The sequence below is a fragment of the Citrobacter sp. Igbk 17 genome (genome assembly GCF_028069775.1).
GTDB lineage: Bacteria > Pseudomonadota > Gammaproteobacteria > Enterobacterales > Enterobacteriaceae > Citrobacter.
The window spans coordinates 32,328-52,919 of record NZ_JANEWI010000022.1 but is presented as its reverse complement, the minus strand read 5'-3'; the positions used below and the strand labels follow the sequence as shown (position 1 = coordinate 52,919).

The following is a 20,592-nucleotide window of genomic DNA, read 5'->3' as shown; positions in this document are numbered from 1 at the left end:
AGGCACAGCCATTGCCGGGTGTGGTGCAAGCGCCTTATCCGGCCTACGGCTATTTATGTATTTTCGGTCCGTTTCGTAGGCCTGATAAGCACAGCGCCATCAGGCACTGCCATTGCCGGGTGCGGTGCAAGACCTTATCCGGCCTACAATATTTACGGCTATACTGCAGGCCTGATAAGTTCAGCGCTATTACAGCAGCGGTTTGAGGAAGCGGGCCGTGTGTGAGGCTTCACACTCAGCAACTGTTTCTGGCGTACCAGAGACCAGAATTTCGCCGCCGCCGCTACCCCCTTCCGGACCGAGGTCGACAATCCAATCGGCTGTTTTAATCACGTCCAGATTGTGCTCAATCACCACAATGGTGTTGCCCTGATCCCGGAGCTGATGCAACACGTCAAGCAGTTGCTGAATATCGGCAAAATGTAGCCCGGTTGTTGGCTCATCAAGAATATACAGCGTCTGCCCGGTACCGCGTTTTGACAGCTCACGCGCCAGCTTCACACGCTGGGCTTCACCGCCAGAAAGCGTGGTCGCGGACTGGCCCAGTCGAATGTACGTCAAGCCAACATCCATCAACGTTTGCAGCTTACGCGCCAGCGCAGGAACAGCATCGAAGAACTCGCGAGCTTCTTCAATCGTCATATCCAGCACTTCGTGGATGGTCTTGCCTTTGTACTTAATCTCCAGCGTTTCACGGTTATAACGCTTACCTTTACACTGGTCGCACGGCACGTAAATATCTGGCAGGAAGTGCATTTCGACTTTGATCACGCCATCGCCCTGGCAGGCCTCGCAGCGCCCACCACGAACGTTAAAGCTGAAACGACCTGGCGTGTAACCACGCGCACGGGATTCCGGTACGCCGGCAAACAGTTCGCGCACTGGCGTAAACACGCCGGTGTAGGTTGCCGGGTTGGAACGCGGTGTACGACCAATCGGGCTTTGGTCAATGTCGATCACTTTGTCGAAATGTTCCAGACCCTGAATATCCCGGTATGGCGCGGGCTCTGCCAGCGTGGCGCCGTTAAGCTGAGTTTGGGCAATCGGGAATAATGTGTCGTTAATCAGCGTCGACTTCCCGGAACCGGACACGCCGGTAATACAGGTGAACAGACCCACCGGCAGCGTCAGGGTGACATCTTTCAGGTTGTTGCCGCGTGCGCCAGTCAGCTTCAGCACTTTTTCCGGATCAGCCGCAACACGTTGTTTTGGCACTTCAATCTTACGCTTACCGCTCATGTACTGGCCGGTTAACGATTCCGGTACGGCCATGATGTCTTCCAGCGTCCCTTCGGCCACAACCTGACCACCGTGAACGCCTGCACCTGGGCCAATGTCGATAACGTGGTCGGCGGCGCGAATGGCATCCTCATCGTGTTCAACCACAATCACGGTGTTACCCAGATTGCGCAGATGGATAAGTGTCCCGAGCAGGCGTTCGTTATCACGCTGATGCAGACCGATTGACGGTTCATCCAGCACGTACATCACACCGACCAGACCTGCGCCAATCTGGCTTGCCAGACGAATACGTTGTGCTTCGCCACCGGAGAGTGTTTCTGCTGAACGGGACAGTGTCAGATAGTTCAGGCCTACGTTGACCAGGAACTTAAGGCGGTCGCCGATCTCTTTGAGGATTTTCTCAGCAATCTTCGCCCGTTGACCTGCAAGTTTCAGGTTGTTGAAGAAATCCATTGCATGGCCGATGCTCATGTCGGAAATCGCAGGCAATGGCGTATTCTCGACAAACACGTGACGGGCTTCCCGGCGTAAACGGGTTCCGTCACAGCTGGCGCAAGGTCTGTTACTGATAAACTTGGCTAACTCTTCGCGGACTGCACTGGATTCCGTCTCTTTATAGCGACGTTCCATATTGTGCAATACACCTTCAAACGGGTGGCGACGTACGGACGTATCGCCACGATCGTTCATGTATTTGAATTCGATATTCTCTTTGCCGGAACCGTATAGCACCACTTTGTGGACCGCAGGATTCAGGCTGGCCCACGGGGCTTCTACATCGAATTGATAGTGCTCAGCCAGAGACTTAAGCATCTGGAAGTAATAGAAATTACGGCGATCCCAGCCACGAATCGCCCCGCCTGCCAGCGACAGTTCCGGGTTCTGGATCACACGGTCCGGGTCGAAGTACTGCTGCACGCCAAGACCATCGCAGGTCGGACACGCGCCTGCCGGGTTGTTGAACGAGAACAACCGTGGCTCCAGTTCGCGCATGCTATAGCCACAAATAGGGCAGGCGAAGTTGGCGGAGAAGAGCAGCTCTTCTGCTTTCGGGTCATCCATATCAGCGACCACTGCTGTACCACCGGAAAGCTCCAGTGCGGTCTCAAACGATTCGGCCAGACGTTGAGTGAGATCGTCTCGTACCTTGAAGCGGTCAATCACCACTTCGATAGTGTGTTTCTTTTGCAGCTCAAGCTTAGGCGGATCGGAAAGGTCGCACACTTCACCATCAATACGTGCGCGGATATAGCCCTGGCCTGCCAGGTTTTCCAGCGTTTTGGTGTGCTCACCTTTGCGTTCTTTAATTACTGGTGCCAGCAGCATCAGGCGTTTGCCCTCTGGCTGCGACAGGACGTTGTCTACCATCTGGCTGACCGTTTGCGCCGCCAGCGGCACGTCGTGATCCGGGCAGCGTGGCTCGCCAACGCGGGCATACAGCAGGCGCAGATAATCGTGAATTTCGGTAATTGTCCCAACCGTGGATCGCGGGTTATGCGACGTCGATTTCTGCTCGATTGAGATGGCGGGAGAGAGCCCCTCAATGTGGTCGACGTCCGGTTTTTCCATCAGCGACAGAAACTGACGTGCGTACGCGGAAAGGGATTCAACGTAACGACGCTGCCCTTCGGCATACAAGGTGTCGAAAGCGAGCGAAGATTTGCCTGAGCCCGAAAGCCCGGTGACGACAATCAGCTTGTCGCGCGGGATGACGAGGTTGATGTTTTTGAGATTATGGGTGCGGGCGCCCCGAACTTCGATCTTATCCATTCATCTTTCCCGGATTAAACGCTTTTTTGCCTGGCTGCATGTTGCTACCGGCGATCACAAACGGTTAATTATGACACAACCTGACCTGAATGGATATACAGTATTGGAATGCAAAACACAGGCGTCTGTGCAACAATGTCTGGCTGAGGTTGTTTACTGGAATCAACTTCGCAACGTAGTAAAAGCGCTATTGGAAATGCTACAATCCCGCGCTTACACTTATTCAGTAACGTTTTTCAGGAGACACGATCATGGCCAGCAGAGGCGTAAACAAGGTGATTCTCGTCGGTAATCTGGGCCAGGACCCGGAAGTACGCTATATGCCGAATGGTGGCGCAGTTGCCAACATTACGCTGGCTACTTCCGAATCCTGGCGTGATAAAGCGACCGGCGAAATGAAAGAGCAGACTGAGTGGCACCGTGTTGTGCTGTTCGGCAAACTGGCGGAAGTCGCCAGCGAATATCTGCGTAAAGGTTCTCAGGTCTATATTGAAGGCCAACTGCGTACTCGCAAATGGACCGATCAATCCGGCGTAGAAAAATACACCACTGAAGTCGTTGTTAACGTTGGCGGCACCATGCAAATGCTGGGTGGTCGTCAGGGCGGCGGCGCACCGGCAGGTGGTGGTCAGCAGCAGGGTGGTTGGGGTCAGCCTCAGCAGCCACAAGGCGGCAACCAGTTCAGCGGTGGCGCACAGTCTCGCCCGCAGCAATCCGCTCCGGCAGCACCGTCTAACGAACCGCCGATGGATTTCGACGACGATATTCCGTTCTAATCCCTCTGCTTTATTTCGTTGATCAGGGTTGCCCCAGTGTCGGGGTAACCCCATTCCTTTCTGTTATCAGTTCAACACCATCGGCCAGTCTGGCGGAGTATGGCTCATCACGTCGAGCATCACGGATTCGATGTTATTCCAGATAGTGGATACATCTACCAGGGTGATACCGAGTAATCCGGTTGCAAACCAGCAGGCAAAAACAAGCCCTAAACCGCTACTGATAACGGCCAGTCCAACATAATCTGATTTACGAAAACGAATATTGAGCGTACTGGCTAAAAACATCAGTACTGCGCTGAGCAGTTGCCACCGCAGAAGAACCACGCCAGTTGTTATTGTTGCCATGAAAAACGTCCTCAGAAAGTCTTGATGCCCAGGACAGCGCGGGGGTGTTCACAGAGGGTGTGGTACTCTGGCTATCGACGGGCAATAACATGAATGAAACAATGTTTCTGTTACATTAATTCTGTGAACTATATCACAACCGCTCGTTTGTTCACCAGTATCTGACGTTATTTTTGCCTGCCATTACCCATTGTTGTTGTGTGGTTATTTGGGTTCATAAACGAATAATAAATTATGCGTTATGTAAGATGCATTCATGTTGCTTGTTTTCTTTATCCGAAATTAATCGTTAAAAAAGTTAATGTGTTTTATACGTGCCGTCAGTATAACGCGTGTAAAACATTACTCCTTCTTGATAATGATGTTGCAAAATAAGCGTAACTTTAAGTTTGCCTTACGGGAAAATAATATCATCATCCACTATTATCAGACTTTTACATAGAGACGTCTGTTGATAATGTTGATAGATTCATGCAACTTAACCAGCTGGTGTTTATAGCATCCTGCCTTGATGGGTACTGGCATATACGAAACAGGGAAATAGGGCTGACATGAATCTCAGTGCGCAAAGCAAGATGCTGAAGCTCCTCGGCACGCTCACGGTGGTATTGCTCCCCGTGGTGCTGGCGCTATGGTTTGCTCATATCCGGGCGATGTCCGAAACCCGCACTCAACTCCGCTCTTTTGCTCAACTGGTGTTAAATAAAACGGAACTGGTGATCCAGCAAGCCGATTTAGCGCGTGATATGGCTCAACTGTATCAGGGCAAGATGTGTACCCCTGCACATCAGAAAAGTATGCTGAATATTATTCGCGGGCGTTTATATATCAGCGAGCTAATTTATGCACAAGCTGATCATTTTTTGTGCTCTACGTCGATGGCGCCGTCAGTTCCCTATATTATGCCAACCGCTGACTATAAACGTACGCCGGACGTTTCGATCTATTACTATCGCGATACGCCTTTTTTCTCTGGCTACAACATGACGTATATGCAAAGAGGAAACTACGTCGTAGTCATTAACCCATTATCTTACAGCGAAGTCATGTCAGATGACCCTGGCCTATTGTGGGGCGTCTATGACACGATAACGGATACTTTCTTCTCCGCCAGCAATCAGGCGCATGTTAAGCAATTTCTGCCACTGGTGCGCGGTAAAGCCTCTACCTTCCAACTGGACGATCGGTTCTATACCATCGTTCGTTCTGAGAAGCGCCCGATCGCGATTATTGTTTCGACTACCAGCGATCGCGTCCATCAAAATTTCTATCACGAAGCCGCACTAACGGTCCCCTTTGGAGTGATCTGCAGCATTCTGATGCTGTTGATGTGGTGGCGCACGCGCCAGCAGTACCATTCCCCTCGTCGTTTGCTAAGACGTGCACTGGAAAAGCGCCAGCTACGCCTGCATTACCAGCCGATCATCGATATCAAGAATGGTCAATGTGTGGGGGCCGAAGCGCTGATGCGTTGGCCAGGTTGCAAAGGTGAGGTCATGAGCCCGACGGAATTTATTCCGCTGGCTGAAAAAGAAGGCATGATTGAAAGGATCACGGATTACGTGGTCGAAGAAGTGTTCAATGATTTAGGGTATTTTCTTTCTGCGCATCCCCAGATTTATATCTCAATTAACCTCTCAGCTTCTGATTTCCATTCATCCCGACTGATTGCCCTGATCGCTGAGAAAGCGCGTGATTACTCAGTGGCTGCTCAGCAAATTAAAGTCGAAGTGACGGAACGTGGATTTATTGATGTGCAGAAAATGACCCCGGTAATCCAGGCATTCCGTCAGGCAGGTTATGAAGTGGCATTTGATGATTTTGGGACGGGATATTCCAATCTGCACAACCTGGCGGCACTGAACGTGGATATCCTGAAGATTGATAAATCTTTTATTAGTACGCTGGCGACCAACAGTACCAGCCACCTGATTGCCGAACATATCATCGAGATGGCGCAAAGCTTACATCTGAAGACAATTGCTGAAGGGGTGGAAACGGCAGATCAAATTGAATGGCTGCTTGAACGTGGCGTTCAGTATTGTCAGGGGTGGTACTTTGCGAAAGCGTTACCGCCGCAGGAGTTTATGCACTGGCTACAGCGCTCGCCCGCCATACTGACGCAGAGCGGGCAATAATCTTACAGGCGATGACGGTAGTCGCTGGGAGTGCGATCAAACTCGCGACGGAACACCCGTGAGAACGTTTGTTGCGACACATAGCCGAGATCCATTGCGATATCGAAAATAGGTCGTTCGGTCGTCCGTAGTTCCACGGCGGCTAACAAAAGTCGGCGCTGGCGGATATAGTCACCCAACGTCTGACGCATCACCGTGCGGAACATCCTCTGTAAATACCACTTCGAGTAACCTGATTTTTTCGCCACCGCCTCAATGTTCAGCGGTTGATCGATATGTTCATCAATCCATTCAATAAGGGTCTGAATTATCTGCTGATGGGACATAGGGCTGCCTCTTTCTCAGTATTCGATTCGTCGTTTTGTCTGTGGGCGAGTATAATTCCTCAAGTTAACTTGAGGTAAAGCGATTTATGGAAAAGAAATTACCCCGGATAAAAGCGCTGCTCACGCCAGGTGAAGTCGCAAAACGTAGCGGTGTAGCGGTATCAACTTTGCACTTCTATGAAAGCAAAGGGTTAATCAGCAGTATGCGCAACAGTGGCAATCAGCGTCGATACAAACGTGATGTGTTGCGTTATGTTGCGATTATCAAGATTGCTCAACGCATCGGGATCCCACTGGCAACGATTGGCGATGCGTTAGGGGTATTACCTGAAGGGCATTCACTCAGTGCCAAAGAGTGGAAGCAGCTCTCGTCGCAATGGCGTGAAGAACTGGACCGACGTATTCATACTCTGGTGGCATTACGCGATGAGCTGGATGGTTGTATTGGTTGCGGTTGTTTATCGCGCAGCGATTGCCCGTTGCGTAACCCAGGCGACCAGCTTGGCGAGCAGGGAACCGGGGCGCGCCTGCTGGAAGATGATTGATGGGTTTGAAATATGTGACGGGTATAAAACTAAAGCGCCACAGAGGGCGCTTTAGTTTGGTTCCGGTCTTTGTCTTTCACTCTATCCCGCTGGTTCACGGGAGGGTTTCCCCCGACATCAACACCCCTCAGTCGAGCACATTAGGGGAGGTTCCGGCTTGTGTTGATAAGGTAAGTGTATGCCACCCCCGTCTATTTACCAGTCAATTGGTGATTTTTTAGCCGAAAAATTTTCCGCATCTTCATCCATTTTTTTGCGCGAGTGAACGTGAAAGGCAACTGTCGAGGTTGTAATAACTGCGCGAAATTTGTTGCCAGATTGCGCATTGACGATAACGTTTGCGCATCGACTGGCTATTTCTTGTGCGTTATAAGAAGAAATGAGTAAAAAGCGGCAAAGTTCAGTTGAAAACCGGCACATGATCGCTAGATAATCGTTTGCTTTTTTTTACCACCCGTTTTTTATGCGCGGAGCTAAACGTTTGCTTTTTTGCGACACCCCTACTGACGCAAACCTGGCACAGGGAGAAAACGTTAAGCAGGCAGTGGATTGTCCAGCACGCATAATGACGAAAAATAAACTCTCAGGGGATGTTTTCTATGTCTACGCCTTCAGCGCGTACCGGCGGTTCACTCGACGCCTGGTTTAAAATTTCGCACCGTGGCAGTACTGTTCGACAGGAAGTCGTTGCCGGATTAACGACGTTTCTGGCAATGGTCTACTCTGTTATCGTGGTTCCAGGAATGCTGGGTAAAGCCGGTTTCCCGCCTGCCGCTGTATTTGTGGCAACCTGCCTGGTCGCCGGTGTCGGCTCTATTGTGATGGGGTTGTGGGCAAACCTGCCGCTGGCGATTGGTTGTGCCATTTCGTTGACGGCGTTTACCGCGTTCAGCCTGGTGCTGGGGCAGCATATTAGCGTACCTGTTGCGCTGGGCGCGGTATTCCTGATGGGTGTTTTGTTTACCATCATTTCCGCGACAGGTATCCGTAGCTGGATCCTGCGCAATCTGCCACAGGGCGTTGCGCATGGTACAGGTATTGGTATCGGCCTGTTCCTGCTGCTGATTGCGGCAAACGGTGTTGGTCTGGTCATTAAGAACCCGCTGGACGGCCTGCCGGTTGCGCTGGGTGACTTCGACACCTTCCCGGTCATTATGTCGCTGATTGGTCTGGCGGTGATTATTGGCCTCGAAAAACTGAAAGTACCGGGTGGCATACTGTTGACCATTATTGGTATTTCCGTTGTTGGTCTGATTTTCGATCCCGCGGTGCATTTTTCCGGTATTTTCGCCATGCCTTCTTTGAGTGATGCTGAAGGTAACTCTCTGATTGGCAGCCTGGACATTATGGGAGCGCTGAACCCTGTCGTCCTGCCGAGCGTGCTGGCGCTGGTTATGACTGCGGTCTTTGATGCGACCGGAACCATCCGCGCGGTTGCGGGTCAGGCGAATCTGCTGGATAAAGACGGTCAGATTATCGATGGTGGCAAAGCGTTAACGACGGACTCCCTGAGCAGCGTGTTCTCTGGTCTGGTAGGGGCAGCTCCGGCGGCGGTTTACATTGAATCTGCAGCGGGTACCGCGGCAGGTGGTAAAACCGGTCTGACGGCGATCACCGTAGGTGTTCTGTTCCTGCTGATCCTGTTCCTTTCTCCGCTCTCTTACCTTGTTCCTGCTTACGCAACGGCGCCGGCCCTGATGTATGTTGGTCTGCTGATGCTGAGCAACGTGGCGAAAATCGACTTTACCGACTTCGTCGATGCGATGGCGGGACTGATTACCGCCGTCTTTATCGTGCTGACCTGTAATATCGTTACCGGTATTATGATCGGTTTTGCCACTCTGGTTATTGGCCGTATTGTTTCCGGCGAATGGCGCAAACTGAATATCGGAACGGTGGTCATTGCCGTGGCGCTGGTAGCATTCTATGCGGGCGGTTGGGCTATTTAATCCCGATACGCTCTTGATCCTGAAAACGGGTGGCTTTTGCCGCCCGTTTTTATTTTCAGAACACACTCGTTGTCTTTTGCGTTACTCTCGAGTAGATAGAATTGAGGCACGACGCCTCTCATCACTAATCATAAGAAACATCGCAAACAGGGAACGCATGGAAATCTTTTTTACCATACTCATCATGACCCTTGTGGTCTCGTTGTCGGGGGTATTTACTCGCGTATTACCCTTCCAACTCCCTTTACCCCTTATGCAGATCGCCATTGGCGCGTTGCTGGCGTGGCCGACGTTTGGTTTGCATGTGGAATTTGACCCTGAACTGTTTTTGGTTCTGTTCATCCCGCCGTTGCTGTTTGCCGATGGCTGGAAAACGCCAACGCGAGAGTTTCTGGAGCATGGACGAGAGATCTTCGGTCTGGCACTGGCGCTCGTATTGGTTACGGTGGTCGGCATTGGTTTTATGATTTATTGGCTGGTCCCGGGGATTCCGCTGATCCCCGCTTTTGCGCTGGCCGCAGTGCTGTCGCCAACCGATGCCGTTGCCCTTTCTGGCATTGTAGGCGAGGGGCGTATACCGAAGAAAATCATGGGTATCCTGCAGGGCGAAGCGTTGATGAACGATGCGTCTGGCCTGGTATCGCTGAAATTTGCTGTGGCCGTGGCAATGGGGACGATGGTGTTTACCGTCGGCGGAGCGACGGTTGAGTTCTTCAAGGTAGCGATTGGCGGCATCCTGGCGGGTTTTGTCGTCAGCTGGTTGTATGGACGCTCTCTGCGCTTTCTTAGCCGCTGGGGTGGTGATGAGCCAGCAACGCAAATCGTTCTGCTGTTCCTGCTGCCGTTTGCTTCTTATCTGATTGCCGAACACATCGGTGTTTCCGGGATCCTCGCGGCGGTCGCAGCCGGGATGACGATAACCCGTTCAGGCGTAATGCGTCGTGCGCCATTGGCGATGCGTTTACGTGCTAACAGCACCTGGGCAATGCTGGAGTTCGTCTTTAACGGCATGGTCTTCCTGCTGTTAGGGCTGCAATTACCGGGGATTCTGGAGTCTTCGCTGGTGGCGGCAGAAGCCGATCCGAACGTTGAAACCTGGATGCTGTTTACCGATATCGTGCTGATTTACGTGGCGCTGATGCTGGTGCGTTTTGGCTGGCTGTGGACGATGAAAAAATTCAGTCTGCGCTTCCTGAAGAAAAAGCCCATGGAGTTTGGTTCCTGGACAACGCGTGAAATCCTGATCGCCTCCTTTGCGGGTGTTCGCGGGGCGATTACGCTTGCCGGTGTGCTCTCCATCCCGCTGCTGTTGCCGGATGGTAGCGGCTTCCCGGCGCGCTACGAGTTAGTATTCCTTGCCGCGGGCGTGATCCTGTTCTCGCTGTTTGTCGGTGTGGTGATGCTACCGATTCTGCTGCAACACCTGGAAGTGGCAGATCACTCACAGCAACTGAAAGAAGAACGGATAGCCCGTGCTGCGACGGCGGAAGTCGCGATTGTTGCTATCCAGAAAATGGAAGAACGTCTGGCGGCGGACAGCGAAGAGAATATTGATAATCAACTGCTGACCGAAGTGAGCTCTCGTGTAATCGGTAACCTGCGTCGTCGCGTCGATGGACGTAACGATGTGGAAAGCTCATTACAGGAAGAGAACCTCGAGCGACGTTTCCGCCTGGCGGCATTGCGTTCGGAACGAGCAGAACTGTATCACCTGCGCGCCACGCGCGAAATCAGCAACGAAACGCTGCAAAAACTGCTGCACGACCTGGATTTGCTGGAAGCGTTGTTGATTGAGAATCAATAAACGGTAGTGCCTGATGCGCTACGCTTATCAGGCCTACAAGACCGGCAATAGTGATGTAGGCCGGATAAGGCGTTAGCCGCACCCGGCAAAAGGTGTGCCTGATGCGCTACGCTTATCAGGCCTACAAGACCGGCAATAGCGATGTAGGCCGGATAAGGCGTTAGCCGCATCCGGCGAGAGGTGTGCCTGATGCGCTACGCTGATCAGGCCTACAAGACCGGCAATAGTGATGTAGGCCGGATAAGGCGTTAACCGCATCCGGCGAAGGTTGTGCCTGATGCGCTACGCTTATCAGGCCTACAAAACCGGCAATAGCGATGTAGGCCGGATAAGGCGTTAGCCGCACCCGGCGAAAGGTGTGCCTGATGCGCTACGCTTATCAGGCCTACAAGACCGGCAATAGTGATGTAGGCCGGATAAGGCGGTAGCCGCACCCGGCGAGAGGTGTGCCTGATGCGCTACGCTTATCAGGCCTACAAGACCGGCAATAGCGATGTAGGCCGGATAAGGCGGTAGCCGCATCCGGCGAAAGGTGTGCCTGATGCGCTACGCTTATCAGGCCTACAAGACCGGCAATAGCGATGTAGGCCGGATAAGGCGGTAGCCGCATCCGGCGAAAGGTGTGCCTGATGCGCTACGCTTATCAGGCCTACAAAACCGGCAATAGTGATGTAGGCCGGATAAGGCGGTAGCCGCATCCGGCGAAAGGTGTGCCTGATGCGCTACGCTTATCAGGCCTACAAAACCGGCAATAGCGATGTAGGCCGGATAAGGCGTTAGCCGCATCCGGCGAAGAATGTACCTGATGGTGCACAGCCTTCAGGTCTGCAAAAAATTATTCATCGTGTAATTTGCGAGCGGCTTTCCTGAACCAATCCATCTTTCTTGTCGATTCCCTCTTTTCTCCATACGGTTGAGAAAAGGGGGAAACATGTCTAACTATCGGCGCCATTACATCAGCGGTGGAACATGGTTTTTTACGGTGAATTTACAGGACCGTAGAAGCCATCTTTTGACATCCAACATTAACCAGCTTCGCTGCGCTATTTCGGCGGTAAAGAAGGTTATGCCTTTTCAAATCAATGCGTGGGTGGTTTTACCTGAGCATATGCATTGCATATGGACGTTACCTGATAGCGACGCTGATTTTTCCTCTCGTTGGCGGGAAATTAAAAAGCATTTCACCCGATCGTTATCCGCCGGCATATCTGGCAACCCCGCTTTTGGGAACATACCATTCGTGATGCGCGCGATTATTGCCAGCATGTGGATTACATTTATATCAATCCTGTGAAACACGGTTGGGTGCGGCAGGTGAAGTCATGGCCTTTTTCAACGTTTCATCGTGATGTTAAATCGGGGTTGTATCCGAAAAACTGGGCGGGGAATATGATGGACCTCCGTACAGGTGAACGAGCCTGATGGCGCTGTGCTTATCAGGCCTACAAAACCGATGTAGGCCTGATAAGGCGTTTACGCCGCATCCGGCACTTACGATTCTTGCGTTAGCCAGAACCCTTCGCAGCATGTCAGCCACGCCTGAGCGCTGTGCGAGAGATACACACCTTCACGCCAAATCATGCCGAGTTGCCAGCGTAAATCGCTCTCCAGCGGAATCCAGCGCAGCGTCTGTTTGTCCAGCCGTTGGCAAATTGGCTCCGGTAAAATGGCGATACCGACCCCGGCTTGCACCATGGCCGCCAGAAAATCCCACTGCCCGCTACGTACCGCGATGCGGGGTTTTACATCGTGCTGGTTAAACAGTTCCAGTAACTGACGGCTCAGGGCGAAATCTTCGTTGTAGATAAGCAGTGGGTGTTCCGCCAGCGCCTCGGGGGAAATGGATTCGCAGGTTGTCCACTGGCCCGAGCGCGGGACCAGCACGCAGAGCGGATGACTGAAAAGCGGCAAGGTTGCCAGCCCACTCTCTTCTTCAACCGGAAGTGCCGTCATTGCGACATCCAAATCACCGTTCATTACTGCCTGCTGGACGGTTAAGCCGCCAAACTCTGATACTTTAAGTTCAACGCCGGGATAACGCTGGCGAAACAGGCTGATGGGACCTGCCATCAACATACCGACCATTGGCGGGATACCAAGGCGTAATAGCCCTTTGTTCAGGTGGTTAATGTCGCTAAGTTCGGCTTCAAGCTGGCGAAACTCGGCCAAAATCGCCAGACCGCGCTCAAAAACAACCTGTCCGGTATCGGTCAGCAACAGCCGTCGTCCGTCGCGGATTAACAGCGTGCAGTTCAGCTCGTCTTCAAGGTTCTTCAACATTTTGCTGATGGTGGGTTGGGTGACAAAAAGCTTCTCCGCTGCGCGGGTAAAGCTCTGCTGACGCACCACCTCAACAAAATATCGCAGTGTTCTGATATCCATGATTATTCCTTAAGACTATGCCTGCAATGAGTTTAATTCATTTCAGTCCTGGACGGGGGCTCTCTATACTGGCGCTCTCTATTTTTTAAGGACATACCCTCATGGCTGTGGCGATAAGCCGCGTGACGCCTGCTGTCATTCACCGACTTCAGATACCTGTCCAGGTGCTGTTGTACGCAGGTTTATTTGTATTTGCTCAATATCTTGTCTCCTGGCTGCATTTACCGCTTCCCGCCAATCTGGTTGGGATGGTGCTGATGTTGGCGCTGATTGTCTGTCGGATCATCCCGCTGAGTTGGATACGCGCCGGCGCCCGCTGGTTACTGGCTGAAATGCTACTATTTTTTGTTCCAGCGGTGGTTGCCGTCGTCAACTATACGCAGCTGTTGTTGGTCGATGGCTGGCGTATTTTTGCTGTCATTGCGATAAGCACGCTGATGGTTCTCGGCGCAACCGCGTGGGTGGTGGATAAAGTGTACCGCTATGAAATGAGCAGGTTAAACCGTGAGTAACTTCCAGCTAAGCGTGCTGTGTCTGGTGATTACACTGGGTATCTATTTTGCCAACAAGCGTCTGTATCGCCGTTTTCGCAAATTGCCGCTGATGCCGCTGGTTCTCACGCCAGCGTTACTGGTGCTGATGCTGGTCTTCGGACATATCTCCTGGCAAAACTATATTGGCGAATCACACTGGCTGCTGTGGCTATTAGGTCCCGCGACCATAGCCTTCGCTGTTCCGGTTTACGATAACCTCGCGGTGATTAAGCGCCACTGGATGTCGTTGACGGCGGGGGTGATCACGGCAACGCTGGTGGCTGTCACCAGTTCCGTGTGGCTGGCGCGTCTGTTTATGCTGCCTGATGAGATCCAACGTAGCCTGGCGGTGCGTTCCGTCACCACGCCTTTTGCGCTGGCAGCGGCAGAACCCTTGGGTGGGCAGCCAGATCTGGTGGCGTTGTTTGTGGTGGTGACCGGTGTATTCGGTATGGCGGTCGGCGATGTGTTGTTTTTACGGCTTTCCATCCGTGAAGGTATGGCCAAAGGGGCAGGGTTTGGCGCAGCATCGCACGGTGCAGGTACGGCTCGCTCGTATGAGCTTGGTCAGCAGGAAGGCGTAGTGGCAAGTCTGGTGATGATGCTGTCCGGTGTGGTGATGGTGCTGGTTGCCCCGCTGGTTGCGAGGGTGATGTTCTGAGATTCGGTGATATCCTCCGGCCCGAAAGCCGGAGGATAAGTGAGATTAATGCGCGCGACCTTGCTCCACGCCGTACCCGGTCTGGGAACGGATGAACTGAGCACGGAACTGCTCACGCTCACGGTTACCTTCTTCTGAGTTATCCGTGGCAGAGAAGAACCAGATCCCGAGGAATGCAACGCTTATCGAGAACAGCGCCGGATATTCATACGGGAAAATGGCTTTTTCGTGACCGAGGATTTGTACCCAAATTGTTGGACCAAGTACCATCAGCACAACGGCAGTCAGCAGACCTAACCAGCCGCCCATCATGGCACCACGCGTGGTCAGTCTTGACCAGTACATGGAGAGCAGAATGATGGGGAAGTTACAGCTTGCCGCGATGGCAAATGCCAGACCTACCATGAAGGCGATATTCTGATTTTCGAACAGCACGCCGAGCACGATGGCAATGACACCCAATACCAGTACGGTAATTTTCGAGACGCGCAGTTCTTCACGTTCGGTCGCGCCTTTGCGGAACACGTTAGCGTACAGATCGTGCGACACCGCCGATGCGCCCGCGAGCGTCAGACCGGCAACCACCGCTAGGATAGTGGCAAATGCTACGGCGGAGATAAAGCCGAGGAACAGGTTACCGCCCACCGCGTTAGCCAGATGCACTGCCGCCATGTTGTTACCACCGATCAGCGCGCCTGCAGCATCTTTATACGCCGGATTTGCACCGACCAGCATGATGGCACCAAAGCCGATGATAAAGGTCAGGATGTAGAAATACCCCATAAAACCGGTCGCATAGAACACACTCTTACGTGCTTCGCGGGCATCGCTGACCGTGAAGAAGCGCATCAGAATATGCGGCAAGCCTGCCGTACCGAACATCAGACCGAGGCCTAACGACAGCGCGGATATCGGATCTTTAACCAACCCGCCTGGACTCATGATTGCGGAGCCTTTCGGGTGTACCGCCATTGCTTCAGTGAACAGATTGTTGAAGCTGAAGCCGACATGTTTCATGACCATGAAAGCCATAAAGCTGGCACCGAACAGCAGCAGTACCGCTTTGATGATTTGCACCCAGGTGGTCGCCAACATGCCGCCGAACAGCACGTACATCATCATCAGTACGCCAACCAGCACCACGGCAATGTGATAGTTCAGACCAAACAGCAGTTCAATCAGCTTGCCTGCGCCAACCATCTGCGCGATCAGATACAGCGCGACCACCACCAGCGATCCACATGCTGACAGAATACGGATGGGACCTTGCTTCAGGCGATAAGAGGCCACGTCGGCAAAGGTGTAGCGACCGAGGTTACGCAGGCGTTCAGCAATCAGGAACAGAATGATCGGCCAGCCGACGAGGAAGCCGAGCGAGTAAATCAGCCCGTCATATCCTGAGGTAAAGACCAGTGCGGAAATCCCGAGGAACGAGGCCGCCGACATATAGTCGCCTGCAATTGCTAACCCGTTCTGGAAGCCGGTAATGTTGCCGCCTGCGGTGTAATAGTCATTACGCGAACGCACACGTTTAGACGCCCAGTAGGTAATACAGAGCGTAAAGATGACGAAAATCAGGAACATGATAATCGCCTGCCAGTTCGTTGGCTGGCGTTGGACTGCACCGCTAATAGCATCCGCCGCGTTCGCAGCGAAGGGCAGCGTGGCGGCAAGCGCCGTCAGGACTCTCTTCATGATGCTTTAACCTCGTGCAGAACCGCGTTGTTAAGACGGTCGAATTCACCGTTTGCCCGCCAGATGTAGATCCCGGTCAGGATAAAGGAAATAAGGATCACGCCGACGCCAATAGGGATACCTCGGGTAACGCTGGTTCCCGCATGCAGTGGGGTGCCCAGCCAGCCAGGTGCAAAAGCAATCAGTAAAATAAAGCTGATATAAACTGCCAGCATGATGATGGACAGAATAGTGGCAAACCGTTGCCGTTTTTCAACTAACTCCCTGAAACGCGCACTGTCTTCTATCCGCTGATAAATTTGGTCATTCATCACAGAGCTCTCCAGAGGTCCCCCTGCGTCTTTCGCGCTACAGGTTCGTTGGCCGCACTCGCCCACCCCAGTCACATAGTGAACTATGCTCCTGGGGATGTGCTCGCTTGCCGCCTTCCTGTAACACGAAATCCTTTGGGGGAGGTTTTTTTATATTTCCCCCCCGGTGAAGAGAGGGTAGGGTCAGATTTGTAGGCCGGATAAGACGCTTTCGCGTCGCCATCCGGCATTTTCAGGACTTTGTTATGATGGCATCGCGATGGCCTGCTTCTCTTCGAGCAGTTTCTCTACCACGCCAGGATCGGCAAGGGTTGAGGTATCGCCCAGATTGCTGGTATCGCCCGCCGCGATTTTACGCAGAATGCGGCGCATGATTTTGCCGGAGCGGGTTTTCGGCAGTGAGTCGGTCCAGTGCAGCACGTCTGGCGTTGCCAGCGGGCCAATTTCTTTTCGTACCCAGTTGCGAACCTCGGCGTACAACTCAGGTGACGGCTCTTCGCCGTGATTCAGCGTGACGTAGGCGTAAATGGCCTGGCCTTTAATACTATGTGGAATGCCGACCACGGCGGCCTCGGCAATCTTTGGATGCGACACCAGCGCCGACTCGATTTCTGCTGTACCCAGGCGGTGACCCGAGACGTTCAGCACGTCATCCACGCGTCCGGTTATCCAGTAATAACCATCTTCATCACGGCGTGCGCCGTCGCCGCTGAAGTACATATTCTTGAAGGTAGAGAAGTAGGTTTGCTCAAAGCGTTCGTGATCGCCAAACAGTGTTCTCGCCTGACCCGGCCAGGAGTCGGTGATCACCAGGTTGCCTTCGGTCGCCCCTTCCTGCGGATTGCCCTCGTTATCAACGATGGCCGGTTGTACGCCAAAGAATGGACGCGTTGCCGAGCCGGCTTTCAGCTCGGTTGCACCCGGCAGTGGGGTGATCATGAACCCCCCGGTTTCGGTCTGCCACCAGGTATCGACGACAGGGCATTTTTCGTTACCGATCTTCTTCCAGTACCACTCCCATGCTTCCGGGTTAATCGGCTCGCCAACGGAACCTAAAATGCGCAGTGATGAACGGTTAGTGCCTTCTATCGCCTTATCACCTTCTGCCATCAGGGCGCGGATAGCCGTTGGTGCAGTATAGAGGATGGTGACCTGGTGCTTGTCCACGACCTGTGACATACGCGCCGGGGTCGGCCAGTTAGGTACGCCTTCAAACATCAGCGTGGTGGCACCGCAGGCCAGTGGGCCGTACAGCAGGTAGCTGTGGCCGGTAACCCAACCCACATCAGCGGTACACCAGTAGATATCGTCCTGATGGTAATCAAACACATACTTAAAGGTCGTTGCCGCGTAAACCAGATATCCACCCGTGGTGTGCAGCACGCCTTTTGGCTTACCGGTTGAACCAGAGGTATACAGGATAAACAGCGGATCTTCCGCGTTCATCTCTGCCGGCTGATGTTCAGGGCTGGCTTTCTCGATAAGATCGGACCACCACAGATCGCGGCCTTCCTTCCAGTCCGTTTTTCCGCCGGTACGTTTGAGGACAATGACATGCTCAACCGTCTTCACATTCGGGTTTTTCAGCGCATCATCAACGTTCTTTTTCAGCGGGATACCGCGCCCGGCACGTACGCCTTCATCGGCGGTGATCACCAGACGTGAATTGGAATCGATAATACGTCCGGCAACGGCTTCTGGAGAGAAACCGCCAAAGATGACCGAATGTACCGCGCCAATACGGGCGCAGGCCAGCATGGCAACCGCGGCTTCCGGGACCATTGGCATATAAATAGCCACGACATCGCCTTTTTTAATCCCCAAATCCAGAAGGGTATTAGCAAAACGGCAGACATCGCGATGCAGTTCGCGATAGGTAATATTTTTACTCTGGGTAGCATCATCGCCTTCCCAGATAATGGCGGTGCGATCGCCGTTTTCCTGTAGGTGGCGATCAAGGCAGTTTGCTGCCAGATTCAGCGTGCCGTCTTCGTACCATTTAATGGATACGTTGCCAGGGGCAAAAGAGGTGTTCTTTACCTGGTTGTACGGCTTGATCCAATCAAGAATTTTTCCCTGCTCGCCCCAAAATGTGTCGGGATCGGTAATGGACTGTTGGTATTTCGCTTCGTACTGCTCCGGGTTGATCAGGCAACGGTCCGCAATATTTGCGGGAATAGCGTGTTTGTGTATTTGGCTCATGGCTTTTGTTCTCCTTGTAGGATGTTAATAATATGTCGCACAAACGTTAAATGTAGGGGCTTTGCAAGTTTTGTTTAGTATTTGGGCGACAGATCACGCAATAACCGAATTGTGCAAATTAGCGGCAAACTGAATTTTGAAGAGAACTAGCAAAAATTGATTAAACATCGCGATAACATGCGGTTATATAGAGGGTTTTGAAAAGGTGATCTGTGTCGGGTATAGACAAAAGAGTAAGGGGTTAGAGGGGGTGAATAACTCTAAAGTGGTATTTTACATACACTTACAATTGATTAAAAACAACATTTCTTGTGGGGTTTCTTGTTACAAATAGGGTGGAGCAATGTCATGACAGTATTGTGTGGTTGCTGTTATGGAAAACAATAAAAGAACCGCCATTGCAGATAATGGCGACATCTGGATGAGACCCCTATGGCAAGGACAAAATCACGCGTACGCCGTTTCTTCAGCCTGATATTACCGTTTTTATTTATTACTGCCGTTCACGCTGAGCAAACCTCTGTACCCGCAAAGACCGTCACCGTTGAAGCGAAGAATGAAACCTTCGCCCCTCAGCATCCTGATCAATACCTCTCCTGGAAAGCCACGTCTGAACAGTCAGCCCGTGAAGATGCGCTGGCAGAAGACCCTCGCCTGGTGATCCTGTGGGCGGGATATCCTTTCTCCCGCGATTACAACAAACCGCGTGGACACGCGTATGCGGTTACCGATGTGCGTGAAACGTTACGTACCGGTGCGCCAAAAACGGCTGAAGATGGTCCGTTGCCGATGGCCTGCTGGAGCTGTAAAAGCCCGGATGTGGCACGTCTGATCCAGAAAGACGGTGAAGATGGGTACTTCCACGGTAAATGGGCGCGTGGCGGCCCGGAAATTGTTAACAACCTCGGCTGTGCTGACTGCCATAACACGGCATCAGCAGATTTCGCGAAAGGGAAACCGGAACTGACGCTGTCGCGTCCTTATGCCGAGCGAGCGATGGAAACCATTGGCAAACCGTTTGAAAAAGCCAGCCGCTTCGATCAGCAATCCATGGTCTGCGGTCAGTGCCACGTGGAGTACTACTTCGACGGTAAGAACAAAGCCGTTAAGTTCCCATGGGATGACGGCATGAAAGTCGAGAACATGGAGAAATACTACGACAACATAGCTTTCTCTGACTGGACCAACTCTCTGTCTAAAACCCCAATGCTGAAAGCGCAGCACCCGGAGTATGAAACCTGGAGTGCGGGCATTCACGGTAAGAACAACGTGACCTGTATCGATTGTCACATGCCGAAAGTGCAGAACGCAGAAGGCAAGATCTACACCGACCATAAAATTGGTAACCCGTTCGACAACTTCCCACAGACTTGCGCCAACTGCCACACCCAGGACAAAGCGTCCCTGCAAAAAGTGGTTGCTGAGCGTAAGCAAGCGATTCATGACCTGAAAATCAAAGTTGAAGATCAACTGGTACATGCGCACTTCGAAGCGAAGGCTGCGTGGGATGCGGGTGCGACGGAAGCGGAAATGAAGCCGATTCTGGAAGACATTCGCCACGCACAATGGCGCTGGGATCTGTCGATTGCTTCTCACGGTATCCATATGCACGCGCCGGAAGAAGGTCTGCGGATGCTGGGTAGCGCGATGGATAAAGCCGCTGATGCACGTACCAAACTGGTCCGTCTGCTGGCGACCAAAGGCATCACGCATGAAATCCCACTGCCGGATATCTCTACCAAAGAGAAAGCCCAGCAGGCGATTGGTCTGAACATGCAGCAAATCAACGCTGAGAAGCAGGACTTCATCAAAACGGTGATTCCGCAATGGGAAGATCAGGCGCGTAAAAACGGTCTGTTAAGCCAATAACCCCATTCCGCCTCGCAAGGGGCGGATAACTCAACGGAGTG

Annotated in this window: 15 protein-coding genes and 1 pseudogene; 9 read left to right on the top strand and 7 right to left on the bottom strand. The window is 52.5% G+C overall.

The genetic code is table 11. The features are described 5' to 3' along the window. Positions 1–189 precede the first annotated feature (189 nt). The gene (gene uvrA / locus NNO08_RS14215) at positions 190–3,012 is read right to left on the bottom strand and encodes an excinuclease ABC subunit UvrA (RefSeq protein ID WP_137381174.1); all 2,823 of its coding nucleotides are present in this window, start codon (positions 3,010–3,012) and stop codon (positions 190–192) included. Positions 3,013–3,263: 251 nt separating this feature from the next. Here uvrA and ssb1 point away from each other — a divergent pair, with 251 nt between their 5' ends. Then, positions 3,264–3,788 carry a single-stranded DNA-binding protein SSB1 gene (gene ssb1 / locus NNO08_RS14210; RefSeq protein WP_003826621.1) on the top strand — a complete coding sequence of 175 codons (525 nt, stop codon included), beginning with the start codon at positions 3,264–3,266 and terminating at the stop codon, positions 3,786–3,788. Positions 3,789–3,854: 66 nt separating this feature from the next. Here ssb1 and NNO08_RS14205 read toward each other — a convergent pair whose 3' ends face one another. Then, positions 3,855–4,136, bottom strand: coding sequence for a YjcB family protein (locus tag NNO08_RS14205; RefSeq protein WP_048213921.1), 282 nt, complete (start codon positions 4,134–4,136; stop codon positions 3,855–3,857). Positions 4,137–4,687: 551 nt separating this feature from the next. Here NNO08_RS14205 and NNO08_RS14200 point away from each other — a divergent pair. Next, positions 4,688–6,274 carry an EAL domain-containing protein gene (locus NNO08_RS14200; RefSeq protein WP_271440969.1) on the top strand — a complete coding sequence of 529 codons (1,587 nt, stop codon included), beginning with the start codon at positions 4,688–4,690 and terminating at the stop codon, positions 6,272–6,274. Positions 6,275–6,276: 2 nt separating this feature from the next. On the opposite strand, the gene soxS is transcribed toward NNO08_RS14200, so the two are convergent. Beyond that, positions 6,277–6,600 (bottom strand): superoxide response transcriptional regulator SoxS, encoded by a 324-nt coding sequence (gene soxS / locus NNO08_RS14195; protein ID WP_005132611.1) that lies wholly within the window; start codon positions 6,598–6,600, stop codon positions 6,277–6,279. A gap of 86 nt (positions 6,601–6,686) precedes the next feature. Between soxS and soxR the strand changes: the two genes are divergently transcribed. The 4 genes and pseudogenes from soxR (at position 6,687) to NNO08_RS14175 (ending at position 12,320) form a co-directional block, all read left to right on the top strand. Next, positions 6,687–7,145 (top strand): redox-sensitive transcriptional activator SoxR, encoded by a 459-nt coding sequence (gene soxR / locus NNO08_RS14190; RefSeq protein WP_003826630.1) that lies wholly within the window; start codon positions 6,687–6,689, stop codon positions 7,143–7,145. A 599-nt stretch (positions 7,146–7,744) separates the two neighbouring features. After that, positions 7,745–9,094, top strand: a complete 1,350-nt coding sequence (ghxP, locus tag NNO08_RS14185) for a guanine/hypoxanthine transporter GhxP (RefSeq protein ID WP_137381172.1) — start codon at positions 7,745–7,747, stop codon at positions 9,092–9,094. A gap of 157 nt (positions 9,095–9,251) precedes the next feature. Then, entirely contained in the window at positions 9,252–10,898 is a 1,647-nt protein-coding gene (locus NNO08_RS14180) for a Na+/H+ antiporter (protein WP_040229801.1), read from the top strand. Between the two features lie 931 nt (positions 10,899–11,829). Next, positions 11,830–12,320, top strand: a pseudogene (locus tag NNO08_RS14175) (REP-associated tyrosine transposase). Between the two features lie 69 nt (positions 12,321–12,389). Here NNO08_RS14175 and NNO08_RS14170 read toward each other — a convergent pair. Beyond that, positions 12,390–13,280, bottom strand: a complete 891-nt coding sequence (locus tag NNO08_RS14170; RefSeq protein ID WP_271440967.1) for a LysR family transcriptional regulator — start codon at positions 13,278–13,280, stop codon at positions 12,390–12,392. A gap of 101 nt (positions 13,281–13,381) precedes the next feature. Between NNO08_RS14170 and NNO08_RS14165 the strand changes: the two genes are divergently transcribed. Together NNO08_RS14165 and NNO08_RS14160 are read left to right on the top strand one after the other, a co-directional pair. Beyond that, complete coding sequence (locus tag NNO08_RS14165) at positions 13,382–13,792, top strand: CidA/LrgA family protein (RefSeq protein ID WP_271440966.1); 411 nt, start codon at positions 13,382–13,384, stop codon at positions 13,790–13,792. Next, positions 13,785–14,474 (top strand): LrgB family protein, encoded by a 690-nt coding sequence (locus NNO08_RS14160; protein WP_137381170.1) that lies wholly within the window; start codon positions 13,785–13,787, stop codon positions 14,472–14,474. The genes NNO08_RS14165 and NNO08_RS14160 overlap by 8 nt, the downstream gene beginning before the upstream one ends. A gap of 45 nt (positions 14,475–14,519) precedes the next feature. Here NNO08_RS14160 and actP read toward each other — a convergent pair whose 3' ends face one another. The 3 genes from actP to acs all read right to left on the bottom strand — a co-directional run bounded on the left by actP (position 14,520) and on the right by acs (position 18,682). Continuing rightward, complete coding sequence (gene actP, locus NNO08_RS14155) at positions 14,520–16,169, bottom strand: cation/acetate symporter ActP (RefSeq protein WP_271449288.1); 1,650 nt, start codon at positions 16,167–16,169, stop codon at positions 14,520–14,522. After that, a complete protein-coding gene (locus tag NNO08_RS14150) occupies positions 16,166–16,480 on the bottom strand; it encodes a DUF485 domain-containing protein (protein WP_003031750.1) in 315 nt (104 codons plus the stop codon). Before NNO08_RS14150 ends, actP begins: the two co-directional genes overlap by 4 nt. 243 nt (positions 16,481–16,723) lie before the next feature. Next, on the bottom strand, positions 16,724–18,682 hold the full coding sequence (acs, locus tag NNO08_RS14145) for an acetate--CoA ligase (protein WP_271449287.1): 1,959 nt from the start codon (positions 18,680–18,682) through the stop codon (positions 16,724–16,726). Positions 18,683–19,114: 432 nt separating this feature from the next. Between acs and nrfA the strand changes: the two genes are divergently transcribed. Continuing rightward, positions 19,115–20,551, top strand: a complete 1,437-nt coding sequence (gene nrfA, locus NNO08_RS14140) for an ammonia-forming nitrite reductase cytochrome c552 subunit (protein WP_137381165.1) — start codon at positions 19,115–19,117, stop codon at positions 20,549–20,551. Positions 20,552–20,592: the final 41 nt, after the last annotated feature.

What these genes read in the sequence shown, in the direction of transcription:
- ghxP (WP_137381172.1), top strand. Translation starts at nt 7,745, where the DNA reads ATGTCTACGCCTTCAGCGCGTACCGGCGGTTCACTCGACGCCTGGTTT.
- soxS (WP_005132611.1), bottom strand. Translation starts at nt 6,600, where the DNA reads ATGTCCCATCAGCAGATAATTCAGACCCTTATTGAATGGATTGATGAA.
- NNO08_RS14165 (WP_271440966.1), top strand. Translation starts at nt 13,382, where the DNA reads ATGGCTGTGGCGATAAGCCGCGTGACGCCTGCTGTCATTCACCGACTT.
- acs (WP_271449287.1), bottom strand. Translation starts at nt 18,682, where the DNA reads ATGAGCCAAATACACAAACACGCTATTCCCGCAAATATTGCGGACCGT.
- NNO08_RS14200 (WP_271440969.1), top strand. Translation starts at nt 4,688, where the DNA reads ATGAATCTCAGTGCGCAAAGCAAGATGCTGAAGCTCCTCGGCACGCTC.
- uvrA (WP_137381174.1), bottom strand. Translation starts at nt 3,012, where the DNA reads ATGGATAAGATCGAAGTTCGGGGCGCCCGCACCCATAATCTCAAAAAC.
- NNO08_RS14180 (WP_040229801.1), top strand. Translation starts at nt 9,252, where the DNA reads ATGGAAATCTTTTTTACCATACTCATCATGACCCTTGTGGTCTCGTTG.
- NNO08_RS14150 (WP_003031750.1), bottom strand. Translation starts at nt 16,480, where the DNA reads ATGAATGACCAAATTTATCAGCGGATAGAAGACAGTGCGCGTTTCAGG.
- actP (WP_271449288.1), bottom strand. Translation starts at nt 16,169, where the DNA reads ATGAAGAGAGTCCTGACGGCGCTTGCCGCCACGCTGCCCTTCGCTGCG.
- nrfA (WP_137381165.1), top strand. Translation starts at nt 19,115, where the DNA reads ATGGCAAGGACAAAATCACGCGTACGCCGTTTCTTCAGCCTGATATTA.
- NNO08_RS14170 (WP_271440967.1), bottom strand. Translation starts at nt 13,280, where the DNA reads ATGGATATCAGAACACTGCGATATTTTGTTGAGGTGGTGCGTCAGCAG.
- ssb1 (WP_003826621.1), top strand. Translation starts at nt 3,264, where the DNA reads ATGGCCAGCAGAGGCGTAAACAAGGTGATTCTCGTCGGTAATCTGGGC.
- soxR (WP_003826630.1), top strand. Translation starts at nt 6,687, where the DNA reads ATGGAAAAGAAATTACCCCGGATAAAAGCGCTGCTCACGCCAGGTGAA.
- NNO08_RS14205 (WP_048213921.1), bottom strand. Translation starts at nt 4,136, where the DNA reads ATGGCAACAATAACAACTGGCGTGGTTCTTCTGCGGTGGCAACTGCTC.